Annotated in this window: 9 protein-coding genes; 8 read left to right on the top strand and 1 reads right to left on the bottom strand. The window is 39.9% G+C overall.

Annotated features, from left to right (window positions below):
• Nucleotides 1-55: 55 nt before the first annotated feature.
• From JWR23_RS10110 to JWR23_RS10135, 6 genes are all read left to right on the top strand, one after another.
• Nucleotides 56-1,207 carry a FecR family protein gene (locus JWR23_RS10110; protein ID WP_299515784.1) on the top strand — a complete coding sequence of 384 codons (1,152 nt, stop codon included), beginning with the start codon at nt 56-58 and terminating at the stop codon, nt 1,205-1,207.
• Between the two features lie 196 nt (nt 1,208-1,403).
• Complete coding sequence (locus JWR23_RS10115; protein WP_299515785.1) at nt 1,404-4,868, top strand: SusC/RagA family TonB-linked outer membrane protein; 3,465 nt, start codon at nt 1,404-1,406, stop codon at nt 4,866-4,868.
• Nucleotides 4,869-4,892: 24 nt separating this feature from the next.
• Entirely contained in the window at nt 4,893-6,311 is a 1,419-nt protein-coding gene (locus JWR23_RS10120; RefSeq protein WP_299515787.1) for a RagB/SusD family nutrient uptake outer membrane protein, read from the top strand.
• Nucleotides 6,312-6,402: 91 nt separating this feature from the next.
• Nucleotides 6,403-7,605, top strand: a complete 1,203-nt coding sequence (locus tag JWR23_RS10125; protein ID WP_299515789.1) for a TlpA disulfide reductase family protein — start codon at nt 6,403-6,405, stop codon at nt 7,603-7,605.
• Between the two features lie 68 nt (nt 7,606-7,673).
• Nucleotides 7,674-8,861 carry a TlpA disulfide reductase family protein gene (locus JWR23_RS10130; protein ID WP_299515790.1) on the top strand — a complete coding sequence of 396 codons (1,188 nt, stop codon included), beginning with the start codon at nt 7,674-7,676 and terminating at the stop codon, nt 8,859-8,861.
• Between the two features lie 22 nt (nt 8,862-8,883).
• The gene (locus JWR23_RS10135) at nt 8,884-10,038 is read left to right on the top strand and encodes a TlpA disulfide reductase family protein (protein ID WP_299515791.1); all 1,155 of its coding nucleotides are present in this window, start codon (nt 8,884-8,886) and stop codon (nt 10,036-10,038) included.
• Nucleotides 10,039-10,428: 390 nt separating this feature from the next.
• Here the strand turns inward: JWR23_RS10135 and JWR23_RS10140 are convergent, their stop codons facing one another.
• Nucleotides 10,429-11,022, bottom strand: a complete 594-nt coding sequence (locus tag JWR23_RS10140; RefSeq protein ID WP_299515792.1) for a sigma-70 family RNA polymerase sigma factor — start codon at nt 11,020-11,022, stop codon at nt 10,429-10,431.
• A 241-nt stretch (nt 11,023-11,263) separates the two neighbouring features.
• On the opposite strand from JWR23_RS10140, the gene JWR23_RS10145 reads away from it, so the two are divergent.
• Together JWR23_RS10145 and JWR23_RS10150 are read left to right on the top strand one after the other, a co-directional pair.
• A complete protein-coding gene (locus JWR23_RS10145) occupies nt 11,264-12,505 on the top strand; it encodes a FecR domain-containing protein (protein ID WP_299515793.1) in 1,242 nt (413 codons plus the stop codon).
• Nucleotides 12,506-12,795: 290 nt separating this feature from the next.
• On the top strand, nt 12,796-16,011 hold the full coding sequence (locus JWR23_RS10150; protein ID WP_299515794.1) for a SusC/RagA family TonB-linked outer membrane protein: 3,216 nt from the start codon (nt 12,796-12,798) through the stop codon (nt 16,009-16,011).
• Nucleotides 16,012-16,016: the final 5 nt, after the last annotated feature.

A 16,016-nucleotide genomic window follows, 5' to 3' on the forward strand; every position in this document is an offset into this window, starting at 1 on the left:
TTTAAAGGCCATCATTCGATGCTATTTGTTAAATCCGGGATACTATAAATTAGTAATGGATCAAAAACAATTTAAAACGCTTTCAGAAAAATATCTTCAGGGAAAAACAACTGTTGAGGAAACCGGAATGTTATATCAATGGTATGAATCTTTTGATGATGCCCTAATATACCTTGAGGAAGGTGAGCTTGAGCTTAAAAATAAGTTATGGGAAAAACTTCACCCCGACCAGTTTCCGGTTGAAGTTGCGCCTAAGGTTATTCATCTGAAAAGATTTGCAAACACCCGTTTGTGGTATGCTGCCGCTGCTATTTTGTTTTTGACGATCAGTATAGCTGTTGCTATATTTTTTAAACGCAATACCACCTCTTATAATCCCGAATTGGTGAAGGCCACAAAATTTAGACCCGGTACAAATAAAGCAACACTTACTTTATCAAATGGTAAAGTTATTGTTCTGGATGGGAGTGAAGCTAAAGAAGTAAGAAATAAACACGGACAATTGGTTGCGCTTAGTGCTAATAAAGAACTAAGCTACAAAGCCGATAGCGCCTCAAAAGCAGGCTTCGTAGATGAAACCAATACATTAACAACACCTAAGGGGGGGCAATATATAGTAGTTTTACCCGATGGTACTAAAGTATGGCTTAATGCAGCTTCATCCATTACCTATCCCCTGGTTTTTCAGGCTCATGAAAGAAAGGTGCAAATAACCGGAGAAGCTTATTTTGAGGTTACAAAAGATCCAGATAAACCATTTAAAGTACTCAGTGGAAAACAACAGGTAGAAGTTTTAGGTACCCATTTTAATATTAATTCTTATGCAGATGAACCTATTATTAAGACTACATTACTGGAAGGAAAAGTTAAAGTAACAGCAGGGCAAAACCAGGCGTTGCTTATGCCGGGAGAACAGGCACAACTTGCTGCAACAGGTTTAACTGTTAACCAGAATGTTAATCTGGAAGAAGCTACGGCGTGGAAAAACGGATATTTTGTTTTTGATCATGAGCGTATTGAAAGTGTGATGAGAAAAATATCGCGTTGGTATGATGTTGAGATAACATACCGGGGGCCTATCTCAAAAGACTGGTTCGGAGGGTCGGTTTCCCGTGACAAGAACGCAGCCGAACTACTCGGAAAGTTAGAATTGACCGGGCAAATTCACTTTAAAATTGAAGGGAGGAGGGTAATAGTTATGCAATAAATTTACCTATGCTCAACTATTCCAAAAAAAGAACCGGAGATGCTACTAACACCTCCGGTCAATACTTTGGATCAGTTTACAAGACTTGCTTTGAAAATCCATTTAATCATTAATCCAAACATTCAAATGTATGAAATTTTACACTTTGTTTCATTCTAAGCGCTCTGCTTATGTTGTAAATAAAACCCTGTTGATTATGAAACTTACTGTTATTTTACTATTCACAGTTTTGCTACAGGTAAATGCCAGCACTTTTGCGCAAAAAGTTTCTATTAATAAAAAAAATATCTCACTTGAGCAATTATTTAAACAGATACGTGCGCAAACCGGATATTATATCATTTATACCGGCAAACTTTTAAGCCAGTCAAAACCTATTAGCATTAATGTAACCAACAGCTCTGTTGATGATGTTTTACAGCTTGGTTTAAAAGATCAGCCTTTAAGTTATGTGATAGAAAATAAAACGGTAATCATTAAGGAAAAGGAAAAGTCACTATTAGATAAGATTAGAGATTCCTTTAATATACCTATTGTTGTAAGCGGAAGAGTTACAGATACACTTGGCAACAATTTGTCTGGTGTAACCATTAAAGTAGTTGGCAAACCCCTGGGAACTATCACCGATAAGGGGGGAGCATTTAGTCTGAACGTTCAGGATGGCGACGCGCTCGAGTTTACATTTGTAGGTTTTGCCCGGGTGATATGTTATGTAAACCGTAACGATAATAATATCACTATTGTAATGCATGAATCTACAACATCTCTATCCGAAACAGTTATTGTAGGCTATGGGAGCATAAAGAAGAAAGATCTGACAGGATCTGTATCCACCATTAACGTGAAAGATATTCAAGATGTGCCCTTTGGTACGGTTGATAACGCACTGGCCGGTAAAGCGGCAGGGGTGCAGGTAACCAAAACTGATGGTTCGCCCGGAGGCGCTGTAAGGATCAGGATACGCGGGTCAAGCTCAATTTTAGGTGGTAATGATCCGTTATATGTAATTGATGGCGTACCATTACAGGTTTCAAACAATTATATCAACCCTGGTTTTGATGTCGGCAGCGCGGTTGGCAATAACGTTACCGGTAACGGTGGGGTAAGCACAGGCATGTCAACCGCTTTTGTAAACGGGTTAAACAGTATTGGGGGCTTAAATGTTGATGATATTGAATCGATCACTATTTTGAAGGATGCTTCATCAACCGCTATTTATGGCTCGAAAGCTGCTAATGGAGTGGTACTTATTAATACTAAAAGAGGGAAAAAGGATATGAAACCTCAAATAGTAGCCAGTTATTACTCTACAGTTACCACGCCCAAAACCCCTGATCTTTTAAATGCAGATCAATATAAATTATTACTTAGCGAAGCTGCAAAAAACAGTTACGATGCCCATGTTGCTCAGGGCCGGAGCGTGGCAGCCAATGTAACAGCGATAGTAAATACGCCAGGCACCTATTTTGGTACCGCTAATACCAATTGGATAAACGAAGTAACCCGGAATACCATTTCACACAATGCCGATCTTTCTGTGCAGGGTGGTGGTTCGGCTTCAAAGTATTTCAGTTCAATCTCTTACAACTCGACACCGGGTGTTGTAAAATCAACCGATTATCAAAGAATATCAGGAAAGCTGAATATTGAAAACGAGATAGGGCCAAAATTCAGGTTTATTACCAATTTAATAGTGGGTTATACCAATCAAGATATTGGTAACGGCGCTTACGACCAGGCACTTATTGCCCCGCCCACTTATGCACCTTATAATGCTTTAGGCGGTTTTACGGATTTTTCATTGGTTGGCGCTTCGTATCAAAATTTCCAAAACCCGGTAGCAATGCTTACAGCCACTAATAATGCTAAAACATTTAGTTTATTGGGTTCTATATCAGGTATATACGATATTACTTCAGCCTTGCAGTTTAAAAGTACGGTATCGCTTAATATGCAAGCATATAACCAGCGAAACTATACCCCAAGCTATTTAGCAATTGGAAGTTTTTATGGTAACATAAGCAATAATGGCGGTATTGGCGGCAACTCAAACAGCCAGTTAACCAATTGGTTTGTTGAAAATACGTTAGCTTATAATAAAACATTTAATAAAATACATGCAATTGATATTTTGGTAGGTACATCCTACGAAACCAAAAAAACAAGCTTTTTTAGTGCAACTGGCGCCGGTTATCCTAACGATAATGTGTTAACCAGCCTTTCGTCGGCTGTTACACCCTTATTGGTAAAGGGGGATGATCCATCGCAGCCACAAAGCTATTTATTATCATTTTATGCCCGTGCAAATTATGGGTTAATGGATAAATACCTCATTACTTTTACCGGCCGTGCAGACGGTTCATCCAAATTCGGGCCCAATAATAAGTTTGGTTATTTCCCATCAGGCGCAGTAGCCTGGCGTATTTCAAAAGAAGACTTTTTGAAGAATGTTAAATGGATAGATGACATTAAATTCAGAGGAAGCTATGGCTTAACCGGTACCCAAAATATTGGCGACCAAATGTACCGTACGTTATATAGTCCGTATTCATACGCGGGTACCAGCGCCTTAATTCCTACCCAGGTAGGTAACCCTGATATTCAATGGGAAAGCACCAAAGAGGCCGACGCGGGCCTGGATATATCCTTATTCAATGGCAGGCTACAGGCAACGCTTGATTATTATAACAAGCAAACCAGCGGGGCTTTGTTATTACTACCTGTAGCGCCAAGCAGTTCATACAGTTCCATGCTTAGTAACGCGGTAAGTATTAAAAATACAGGTTTCGAAGTAAGCTTACAAGGCGATATTGTGCACACTAAGGACTTTAAGTGGAATTCCTCGATAAACATAACCTGGAACAGATCGTTGGTTACCAAATTAGCCTCTAACGCAAATTTAGGACAATTGGGCAATTTTACGGGCTTGGAAATTGGCAATACTACCCTTATTCAGGGGCAGCCACTTGGTTTAATAACCGGCCTGCATGTTACAGGTATTATAAAAACTGCCGATCAGTTGGCTGCCTATAAGCAACAACTGGGGGTTTACACATCAGTATTTCGATATCTGGCTATAGGTGATCCGATGTATGAATTGCAACCTCAGGGACCCGCTGGTTCCAACTACCTTAACTTTAATACTATTATTGCCCATGCCGCGCCAAATTATTTTGGAGGTTTTACACATAGTTTTACCTACAAAAATTTTGACCTGAATTTCTATTTTACCTTCTCGCAAGGTGGTAGTTTGTTATGGGGCGATCACGTATCCAGTATGGAGTTTGTGGGTGTTGCAAACGCCAACGTGGCTATGTTAAACCGGTATACACCTGCCAATACCAGTTCAAACCAGCCCATGCTGCAATTGGGCGATATTATTTATTATAAATCCAATTTAGATGTTTTCAGCTCGTCATATATCAAATTGCGTACACTGTCATTCAGTTACCGTTTTAATAAAATTCGTTGGATGCAAAAGGCGGGGATGAAAAACACTTCGGTATTCGCATCGGCAACCAATGTGTTTACCATTACAAAATACCCGGGTAATGATCCCGAAACGTCCGACGATCCATACAGTGTAGCCGGTGGTTACATGGATGTAAGTAATTATCCAACTGTAAAAACATTCTCGTTAGGCATTAAAGTGGGTTTTTAATTTAAAAAATAGGAGATCGTAAAAATGAAAAATAAAAATATAAAATTAACCTTGGCCCTGTTTGCAGTTTGCCTAACAGCAGCCTGCAAAAAGGAGCTGAACGTGTATCCTACTACATCTGAAGTTGATGGCAATGTTATTGTTGATGCCAAAAGCGCCTCAACCGTTCTTAATGGGGTATATTATCGTTTTGCCAATGGTGGGGTAGATAATAATAGTATCCCATCGGTATTGTGGACAAACGTAAATGAAATTTTTCCATCAGAGTTAAGCGGAGCATTAACCAACTCCAGCGGTAACGACGGTAATTATTCTTTTACCTTTACTGCTTTAAGCACTGGTGGTGTTACTAATAAATGGAACTATGGTTATGCTTTGGTAAACGCCGCAAACGGTTTTTTAAAAAATGTTGCACCCGTTACCACTATACCTGCCGCTACTAAAACCCAAATGATAGCGGAAGCTAAATTTTTGAGAGCTTTTGCGAACGAGGAGCTATTGCTTTATTATGGACAGTATTACGATGTTAACAGTAAATACGGAATTATTTTGCGCGATGAGTTTGTTGATGCCACTAATATTAACCTTCCGCGCAGTGGGGTTAGCGCTGCTTATACATCAATATTGGCCGATCTGGATGCGGCCATTGCCGGTTTGCCTGCCCTTAATACACAAATATATTATGCAAACGTGTCGGCGGCCAAATTGTTAAAGGCGCGCGTTTTAATAAATCGCGGATCAAGCGGAGATTATGCGCAGGTTGTCAGCCTAACTAATGATGTAATTACCAATGGCGGTTTTACATTGGAAGCTAATTTAAAGGATATATTCTGGACTAAAGGCTTTGCCAGTAAAGAAGTAATATTGGGGGTACAACCATTCAGCACGGAAACCTATAAGTTCAGGCAAAATCAATACTACAACCAGTATCCTGTTTCAGCCTCTTTTATAACCTTATTGGCAAACGATCCCCGTAATCAGTGGGTTTATCAGCCGTACACGCTCCGCGGGACAGTAATAGGACAGTTAACCAAGTATTATTCGGGCAGTCCAAGTGTCGTTGTTCAAACCCCCTTATCCGAACACTGCTATGCTTTTCGCCTTACAGAAGCCTATTTACTGGAAGCGGAAGCCATTACCTTATCAAACGGGGACTTGTCAAAAGCTAAACCCTTGCTAACAACAGTAATGGGGCACGCCGGCCTTACCGATTATAGTGCTGTAAATAATGCCACTACCGCGGCAGCTTTACAGGTACTTATTGTACAAGAAGAAATGAAAAACTTTGTGGCCGAAAACGGTGCAGATTGGTTTGCCCTACGCAGGCTGCCCTTTGCTACCCTTAAAACTATGCAGCCTTACATTACAACGATTAACCAATTGATATTGCCCATACCAAATAGCGAAATAACTGCCAATGGCCAGATATTTCCAAATCCCTGATATGGAGTGTTGTTAATAAACATTAAAGGGAGCAATTAAAAGCTCTCTTTAATTAATCTAATTTCAATACTGATAAATAATTATACATTTTATGAAAGCAAAAAAAACAATAGGTAGTATTGCGGTAGTCCTTTTTTTACTGCAACAAAGCTTTGCCCAAACCATACAACCCGGAAAGCGGTATTTAATAAAGGGGAATATAAAAGGTATTACTACCGGAAAGATAAAATTAATTCAGCCCAATATTGACAACCGGACTGAAAAGGTGATTGATAGCGGCATTATTAAAAACAATTATTTTAAATTAAAAGGAACTGTAAAAACTTCCCAAATGATGTCTGTAATGATAGAACCTGGCAACTGGAAATTTACCGCGTTTGTGGAAAATAATGTACTGAATATTACCGCCGATACTACCGGCTCGCAGTATTATGACTATACGGCTTATGGTATGGGGAAAGGCGCCATAATAAAGAATTTTACTGAAACCGGCTCTAAAAACTATGATGACTGGATGAAATATGAAAACAATCCCGGACAAAAACAATACGCGGCGGTTTCAGCAAGGCTTAATGAAAAATTTAAGGCAACAGCCAAAGATATAGATGCACAGTATAAGGTAAGGGATGAGATGGATTCGGTAAAAATGCTGCTTCAGAAATGGCAAAAAATGCAGATAGATAATTACGTAGATCAAAATCCATCAGCTGTTGCCGGGATATACATGTTTTATAATCTGTTCCTGTTTTCAAGTAATATGTCTTATGCAACGCTTGATAATATGTTAAACAAGTTTACAGGCGAAGCTAAGTCATCGGTTTATTATCAAAACCTTGCAACTTCGCGGGCCAAGCTTAAAACGGTACAGCCCGGCAGTATAGCCCCCGATTTTACTTTGCTGAAAAGAGACAGTACAAAGTTTACCTTGTCGGCATTGAGGGGTAAATATACCATGATCGATTTTTGGGCAAGCTGGTGCCATCCCTGCCGTCAGGCTATTCCGCATTGGAAACAGGTATATCAAAAATACCATGATAAAGGCTTTGATATTCTCAGCGTTTCGGACGATAGCAAATGGAAAGACTGGATTGGTGCCATGAATATTGAAAAAATGCCGTGGACACAGGTATGTGACGAATTTCCAATAAAAAGAATGCCTGCAAGGGTAGGTAGTTTATATATGACAACCTTTATACCTTTTTATGTATTGCTGGATAAAGAAGGAAAAGTTTTAGTTTACACCGGCGACGAAACTAAAATTGATGAGAAACTAACAGAGATATTCGGAAAATAATATTTGCTTAAAAGATTAATTCGATGGGGGGATTTTATTCATTAAAAACATCATCAAATATAAAATTTATGAAAACAATAAAAATAGGCTGTACGCTAATGGCATTGTTGCTTTTGCAACACGCTTTTGCTCAGGAAACAAACAGTGGGAAGCAATTTACACTCAGCGGCCAAATAATCGGTGCGGTTATTGATTCTGTATTGCTTAATTATAGAGATGCCAACGGAAAGTACATGCAAACAGCTACACCGGTACTAAACCAGAAATTTACGGTAAGCGGCAATATAGTTAATCACCCGGGAAGCGCCATTATGTGGTTTAAAAATAAAGGTGAAGTAATATCGCGCCAGCAGCTTGAAGATAGAAGACATGTAATTTACCTGGAACCTAAAAAAATGACGCTTACTGGAAATCCTTTTGGAAAAGCTGGGATACAAATTTCGGGCTCAAAAACGCAATCAGAATTTGATGAACTAAACAAAGAATTAGCTGCTGTGATGGCCGAAAGGCAACCGGTTGTTGACGAGTTGATGAAAGAAAAGGATCATGAAAAGCAGGCAAAGATCAGAGAAAAATTAGAGCCATTTAATAACAGGGTCAAAAAGATCAATTACCATTTCTTTTTAATGCACCCCAATTCATATGTTACCAGCGACCGGATAAAATACGATATTTCGAGCCTGAGACTTGATTCTATTAAAACAGTGTACAATAATTTCAATGCTGAATTAAAAGAAACCGACGATGCAAAGCAACTGGCAATTGAAATTAAAAAAATAGAATCGGGAATGCCAGGAAGTGTTGCGGCAGCTTTTACAGCGAATGACCTAAACGATAAGCCGCTATCATTGGCCGACTTTAAAGGTAAATATGTAATAATTGATTTTTGGGCCAGTTGGTGCGTTCCATGCCGTAAAGGTAACCCGCACCTGATAGCCCTGTATAGTAAGTATCATGAAAAAGGACTGGATATTATAAGCGTTTCCGATGATGACCGGAACCATCAGGCCTGGAAAGATGCCGTTGCGAAGGATAATATTGGTATATGGCACCATGTGTTAAGGGGGCTGGATATGCAACTGATTATAAAGCACTTATTAAATCCGAAGGATATTAACGAAAAGTATGGTATACATACCCTTCCTACAAAAATAATGATTGACCCTTCAGGTAAAATCATTGGCCGTTATGGCGATAGCATGGGCGGTACAGATGAGGATATGGACAAGATGCTGGCCGAAATATTCAAATCTTAAATCAAAAAATAAAATTAAAATAATGAAAAAAATTATCTTATCTATATTAATGTTTGGCTGTAGTTTAATAGCATCAGCACAGGAAAAGCCAGAAGAAAAAATTATTTTCAAAGGCAGTGCCGACCCGGTTTATAATGGGTCAGTAATTGTAATATATAACAAGAGTATTGGCGTACTGGATTCTGCTAAGGTTGAAAATGGAAATTTTGCTTTCACTGTACCATACAAAGAGCCATCCCGATATATGTTTTACAGTAAATATGAAGCTAAAAAGAAAGGTGGCTATGCGCCCTATGGCATCCTGATCACCAGTCCGGAAACGGTTAATATCAAGGCGGATATGGAGACTTTAGCTAACTCAGCAATTGGCAATGCTCCTGAAAATGATTTATATATGGCCTTTGTGAAGGCTGGAAATGCGGGCAGGCAAAAAGTGATGGATCAGTTCGACGAAAAATACGGTGCCGGATTCATGAAAAAGCTCACACAAAAGGATCCAAAATATCCGGAGGCTATTAAATATTACCAGGAATTGAATAACGCAAACAATGTTTTGGAAACAGCAAGATTGGAGACCTTTATAAAAAACAACCCGGATTCATTTACCGCCATTTATTTACTCAATGGTATATTTGCAAACATGCAAACGGAGAAAGCACAATCACTGTATAACCTGGTACCGGCAAAGTATAAAAACACCAGCTATGGTAAAACCATTATGCAACGAATTGAGGCAGCTAAAATTACCGCCATAGGCAAAATAGCTCCCGATTTTGAGCAGCCCGATACAGCAAATAAAATGGTTAAGCTCTCCGGTTTCAGAGGGCAGTACTTATTGCTGGATTTTTGGGCAAGCTGGTGCGGGCCTTGCCGGCAGGAAAACCCGAATGTAGTTAAAGCGTACCAAAAATATCATGATAAAGGCTTCACCGTACTGGGCGTTTCTCTGGATCAACCCGGAAAAAAAGAAGCATGGCTCAATGCTATCCATCACGACCAGCTTACCTGGACACAGGTTTCGGATTTGCAGTTCTGGAATAATACCGTTGCTAAATTGTATGGGATACAAGCTATCCCCCAAAACTTTTTACTGGATAAGGAAGGTAAGATCGTTGCAGTAAACATCCGTGGTGATGACCTTACCAATAAATTAGCAGAATTACTGGATAAAAAGTAAACCACTGTATACAAACAATAATTTAAAGTAAAGGTGGCATCAAAACCACTTTTACTTTACCTCTTGAAGATAGGAATGTTAGCTTACCGGTACAATAAGTAAAGGAAAGATGGTTCAGGAGAGTCATTACGTTCCAACACACGTTTAATAGTGGGAATACCTGTGGCTCGATCGTCTGTTAAATCCAGTTCCTTAAAAAAAATCCCCTAAACGGCGATTATGGTAACGTCGCGGCTTTATTCGTCATCTGATAAAATATTTCCTGTATACGGCATCCGGATGAGGATATCTATTGCATTGCAATATTTTGACTCATTGGAAAACAGATTTACAAGTCATAAATTATAATCAAACTGAAGTAGACCAATAAACGTAGTTTAAACCTGATAATCACTTTAGGAGGTAAGCCCACATAAGCAAAAATGCGACGTCCTGATGCTTAAGTAGGTAGTCTTTAATTGACTGGATAGATTTAGTCATGTGACTATTAACAGTGGCGGTAGAAATGCCCATAATCCGGCTGGTTTCTTCATAGCTTTTTCCTTGTAGCTTACAAAGACTGAATACCTGTTTCCTTTGGGGCGTTAACTGGTCAATAGCCTGGTGCAATAATTGAGCAGCCTGTTTGTTTTCCAGCAGTTCTTCTCCATTGAGATAATGATTTACACTGTTGAACGATAAAGATTGTATTAACGATTGATCGCTTGCAATCTTACGAAAATAATTGTAAACGAGATTTTGTGCTACCGTAAACATATAAGACTGGAAAGATTTATCCGTATCCAATGTTACGCGGTTTATCCAAAGCTTTATAAACAACTCCTGTAATACCTCGTCAGCAACATCCATATTTTTAACCAGATACATTATGCGTCGGTACATGGGTTTACTGTATGCCTGATAAATCGCATTAAAAGCAGTCTCATCACCTTGGCTCAGGCGCACAAGTAAATCTTTTTGATACGTTTCTTCCAGTATTTTCAATAGTCGCTATCAGTTAGTTACCAAATTTACTTTTTTTCGCCTCAAAAAACAATCCTTTTATGTATATAAACTTAGGAGTCAATAGTATAACAGAATAAATTGATCGGTATTCAGAAGGACTAAATATATTTGAAAAATTAATTAACTGATTATTAAGCGATTATTAATATCAAGTAAATTTTAACGGCCGCGGCTCATTACTTTTTCTTTCAACGGTGTATTACTTAATATTTTACAAATAATGGAAGAACTAATACCGCATTTGTTTACTAAATATCTTGAAGGAAATTGCTCCGATGAGGAACTAAAAACGCTGATGGTGTATTTTAAAATGCCAGAAAATGAATTGTTGCTGAAGCAACGGATCATCGGTGAGCTTAAAACAAAAGATATTTCCGAAAGTGAAGTGCCGGATTTGGATAATCGTTTGAATTCAATATATAAAAATGTTCAGCTATATATTGATAAGGATAAAGTGCCTTTAACGAGGTTATGGACAGGCTGGAAGAAAATAGCTGTCGCGGCCTCTGTTGTTTTAATTAGTGGGGCAGGTTTATTTTATTACAAACAGAAAAATAATGCGGGCCAGTTAACCCTTGCGTCGTTACATGCGATTAATCCCGGAAAAAATGCCGCCACATTGACGCTGGCAAACGGTCGAAAAATTTTATTATCAGATAATGTAAATGGCTTGCTGGCCAAACAGACCGGGGTAAACATTACCAAAACCGGTAGTGGACAAGTCATCTATCTTGGTGTTGCACAGCCATTATCACCGGGAGCAACCGCAATCCCACAACCAGGTAACATTGTACAGTATAATACGATCAGCACGGCCAATGGACAACAATTTAATGTCATCTTGCCTGATGGTAGTAATGTTACATTGAACGCTGCATCGTCAATAAAATTCCCGGCAAGCTTTGCGGGCTTAAAAGAGCGTAGGGTTGAACTGAGCGGCGAAGCTTATTTCGCTGTAAAGCATAATAGTCAACAGCCATTCAAAGTTGATACAAAAAACCAGCAGGTTGAGGATATAGGGACTGAATTTGACATTAACAGCTATGTTGATGAGCCCGGTATCAAAACAACCCTTGTTGAGGGATCGGCCAAAGTATCCGCATTTGGAACAGAAACAGCGGGACAAATACAAAACGGATCTGTAATATTAACGCGCAGCCAACAATCAGTATTGACAGGTAATGCATTGAAAGTCAAAATGGTTAATGCAGGAATCGATATCGCATGGAAAAGCGGGCGATTTGCTTATCAAAATACTCCCTTGCAGGAAGTGATGCGCCAGGTAGCCAGGTGGTATGATGTAGAGGTTGCCTACGATAGTGAAGATTTAAAATTAAAAAGACTGAGTGGCTCTGTGTCAAGGTATGACAAGGTAGCAGACATCTTAAATGCCATTGAGTATACAGCAAAAGTCAGGTTCAAAATTGATAGCAGAAAAATAACCGTAATGCCAGGTGAGTAATCCGCGAATAGGGCCTCTCATCACACCCATAAGAATTCATAAAAATTAATATAACCGTAAACTAAACAACGATAAACAAAACAGAAATGAAAAATTTAAAGACAAACAAGACAAGGATATCAGATATAAAAGAACAGGAGCGCTGCGAACGCCCCTGTTCATTAAACCTGATTAAATCCTAAACGAGCGACAAACCCCTTTTTTTAATTTAACACAGAACCCAAATGTATAAAATTAATACTAAAATTCCGTGTGTGCCACCTGGCTACATACATAAATTGTTATTAATTATGAAGTTAACAACTGTCATATTAATTACCACCCTGCTGCAGGTAAGTGCAAAAACCTTTGCCCAAAAGGTTACCTACAGCAAAAAAGACGCCACGCTGGTCGATATTTTCAAGCAGATAACCATGCAGACGGGTTATAATATACTGTATTCACCCGACCTGATTGATGAAAATTCCAAATTTGATGCGAACTATAGAAACACAGATTTCAAAACCATCCTGGACCAGATCATCGATAAAAAAACACAGAAATATACTATTGATAATACGGATATTTTAATTACTAAGGTTAAAGAAAAATCCACCTTTGGCAAGCTCATTGACGCCATAATGGCTATCAACGTGCATGGCCGGGTAGTGGATGACCAAAATTCACCCATACCGGGCGCAACCGTAAAATTAAAGGACGGCAGTCAACTTACTGTGACCGACAAAAACGGAGAATTCATTATAACAGGTGTGGATGATAAAGCGGTTGTAGTTATCACTTTTGTTGGTTTCAAACCAAAAGAATTACCTGTGGCGAAAGAGATGGGTAATATCCAGCTGGATGTCAACATTTCTAAACTGGACGAAATAATGGTAATCGGGTATGGAACAACCACCCAACGCTTAACCACTGGCGCCGTAGGAAAAGTTACCGCTGCTGAAATTGAACAACAGCCAGTTTCTAACCCTATACTCACGCTGGAAGGAAAAGTTCCCGGTTTGTTTATTACTCAGAATGCCGGCTATGCAGGGGCAAATATAACCGTCACTATCAGGGGGCAAAATAGCTTATTAGCGGGCGCGCCTCTTTATGTTGTTGATGGCATCCCGTTTGGCAGCATACCTGTTGAGCAGTCTGTGGGTGGTTTCTCTGCAGGGGGGACAAACGGGTTAAGCCCGTTGAACACTATCAATCCGGATGATATAGAAAGCATTTCCATATTAAAGGATGCGGATGCCACTGCAATTTACGGTTCGAGAGGTGCTAATGGAGTTATCCTGATCATTACCAAAAAAGGCAAACCCGGAAATACACGCGTAAATGCAGATGTGTCCAGTGGTTTTGGCAATGTAACGCATAATCTTAATATGTTGTCAACGGCCCAATATTTAAGTATACGCAAACAGGCCTTTGTGAACGATAATATCACACCGACAGCGGCAAACGCCCCAGACCTGACATTGTGGGACCAAACGGCAAATACCAATTTCGGTAAGTTACTGATTGGTCAAACTGCTTACCAAACCAAGGCATCCATGTCTGTCTCAGGTGGCGATACTTATACTCAGTTTTTACTGGGTGGTAATTACCGTCGCGAATCCGACTCTTTCTACTCCAAGAATGCAGATGATGCCGCACAGTTTAATTTAAGCTTACAACATAAAAGCCATGACGGAAAGTTTGGCGTAAGCGCTTCAGTAAACTATAACGTGGACAACAACACCCGGCCCAACTATAGCCTGTCGTTCGCAAATTATAGCCTACCGCCAAATTATCCCCTATATAACGCTAATGGCAGCTTATATTTTGGCACCGGTTACACTAATCCCTTGGCTGGTTTCAATGTTATCAATAACCTCAAAACGGATAACCTGATTGCCAATACCAATTTTCATTACCTGATACTGCCGGGTTTAGACCTGATAGCTAACCTGGGTTATAATCGAATCAATGCGGAAGGCTCGTCCATCTCTCCTGCATCGGCCAATAATCCTTTAACCAATGCTACCCAAACCACCACCCTCAATAGTAATTATGCCGAAACCTTCATTATTGAGCCGCAACTAAATTATACGCATACCTGGGGCAAAGGAAAACTCACCGTATTGATCGGGGGGACGTGGCAGGAAACACAGACCGTTCAGCCTTTATTTGTGGTGGGCAGCTTTTCCAATATTGTGCTGGCTAAAAGTTTGGGCACTTTAACTGTATTAGTTAAATCTTCCGGGTATACAGATTACAAATACGACTCGGGCTTTGGCCGTATAGCGTACGCATGGGACAATAAATATTTAATCAGCGGTAACCTGCGCAGGGACGGCTCCTCGCGTTTTGGAGCCGATCGTCAGTTCGGAACATTCGGCAGCCTTGCCGGTGCCTGGATATTTTCCAATGAAAACTTCGTTAAAGATAACCTGCCATGGTTAAGCTACGGTAAGATCAAGACCAGTTACGGTACAGTAGGGAATGATAAAGCGATTGTCGACTACAGCTATGAGGCTACCTACAATTCACAATCAGCGTACGGGGCCGTTAGCGGTTTAACCCCTACACGCTTGGCAAACCCTTATTTACAATGGGAAGTTACCAAGAAATTAGATGCCGCTTTGGAGTTGGGATTTCTGGATGACAGAATCTATTTTTCTGCTGATTTTTACCGCAACCGTTCCAATACTCTGCTGGGAAACACTGCGTTGCCATCCCAGACCGGATTTAGTAGTTACTACGCCAACCTCCCTGCAACCATCCAAAACAAGGGAATTGAACTACAGTTAACCACGGTAAACTTTGCCAAAACCAACAAGTTTTCGTGGAGCACTTCATTTAACCTTACTTTACCCAGTAACAAGTTAATTGCATTTCCAAATCTAACCACCTCTACTTCTGCCAATACCTATGTGATCGGCCAATCGGTTAATCCTATTCTTGTATATAAGTTTGCCGGTTTTCAAAACGGCATAGCAACTGCACAGGATCTCGACAATGATGGGATAATTACATCGGGTATTCATGCGAATGGAAAAGGCGACTATATTGTTGACGGTAGTTATGATCCGAAGCTCTATGGTGGAATAACCAATACGGTTAGTTATAAAGGCTTTCAGTTGGATTTTACATTCCAGGGCATAAAAAGAAATGCCCAGCGTGGCGATCTTAACTTCGGTGCGTATCCCGGTCGCCAATACAATATTCCGGAATCCCTATTGGATCTCCCGGTGAAATATTCGACGACTTCTTCTTCAGCCGCAGGCAGTGCGTGGCGTTACTATACCGGTTCTGACGCAGCTATAGAAGATGCTTCTTTTATACGCTTAAAGAATGTTTCACTGGCTTACAACGTACCTCAAGCCTGGTCAAGACGATTAAAGTTATCGTCTCTACAGATCTATCTGCATGGAGAGAACCTGTTAACATTTACAAAATACAAGGGGCTTGACCCAGAGACTCTGGGTAGCAGTCTGCCGCCTTTGCGTATGATAGTAGCAGGTATTAAAACCACTTTTTAATTAAA

The sequence above is a fragment of the Mucilaginibacter sp. genome, assembly GCF_028288205.1.
Lineage (GTDB): Bacteria > Bacteroidota > Bacteroidia > Sphingobacteriales > Sphingobacteriaceae > Mucilaginibacter.

Excerpts from the sequence above, each read along its gene's own strand:
- JWR23_RS10110 (WP_299515784.1), top strand. The coding sequence starts at position 56 with ATGGATCAAAAACAATTTAAAACGCTTTCAGAAAAATATCTTCAGGGA.
- JWR23_RS10120 (WP_299515787.1), top strand. The coding sequence starts at position 4,893 with ATGAAAAATAAAAATATAAAATTAACCTTGGCCCTGTTTGCAGTTTGC.
- JWR23_RS10125 (WP_299515789.1), top strand. The coding sequence starts at position 6,403 with ATGAAAGCAAAAAAAACAATAGGTAGTATTGCGGTAGTCCTTTTTTTA.
- JWR23_RS10130 (WP_299515790.1), top strand. The coding sequence starts at position 7,674 with ATGAAAACAATAAAAATAGGCTGTACGCTAATGGCATTGTTGCTTTTG.
- JWR23_RS10115 (WP_299515785.1), top strand. The coding sequence starts at position 1,404 with ATGAAACTTACTGTTATTTTACTATTCACAGTTTTGCTACAGGTAAAT.
- JWR23_RS10135 (WP_299515791.1), top strand. The coding sequence starts at position 8,884 with ATGAAAAAAATTATCTTATCTATATTAATGTTTGGCTGTAGTTTAATA.
- JWR23_RS10150 (WP_299515794.1), top strand. The coding sequence starts at position 12,796 with ATGAAGTTAACAACTGTCATATTAATTACCACCCTGCTGCAGGTAAGT.
- JWR23_RS10145 (WP_299515793.1), top strand. The coding sequence starts at position 11,264 with ATGGAAGAACTAATACCGCATTTGTTTACTAAATATCTTGAAGGAAAT.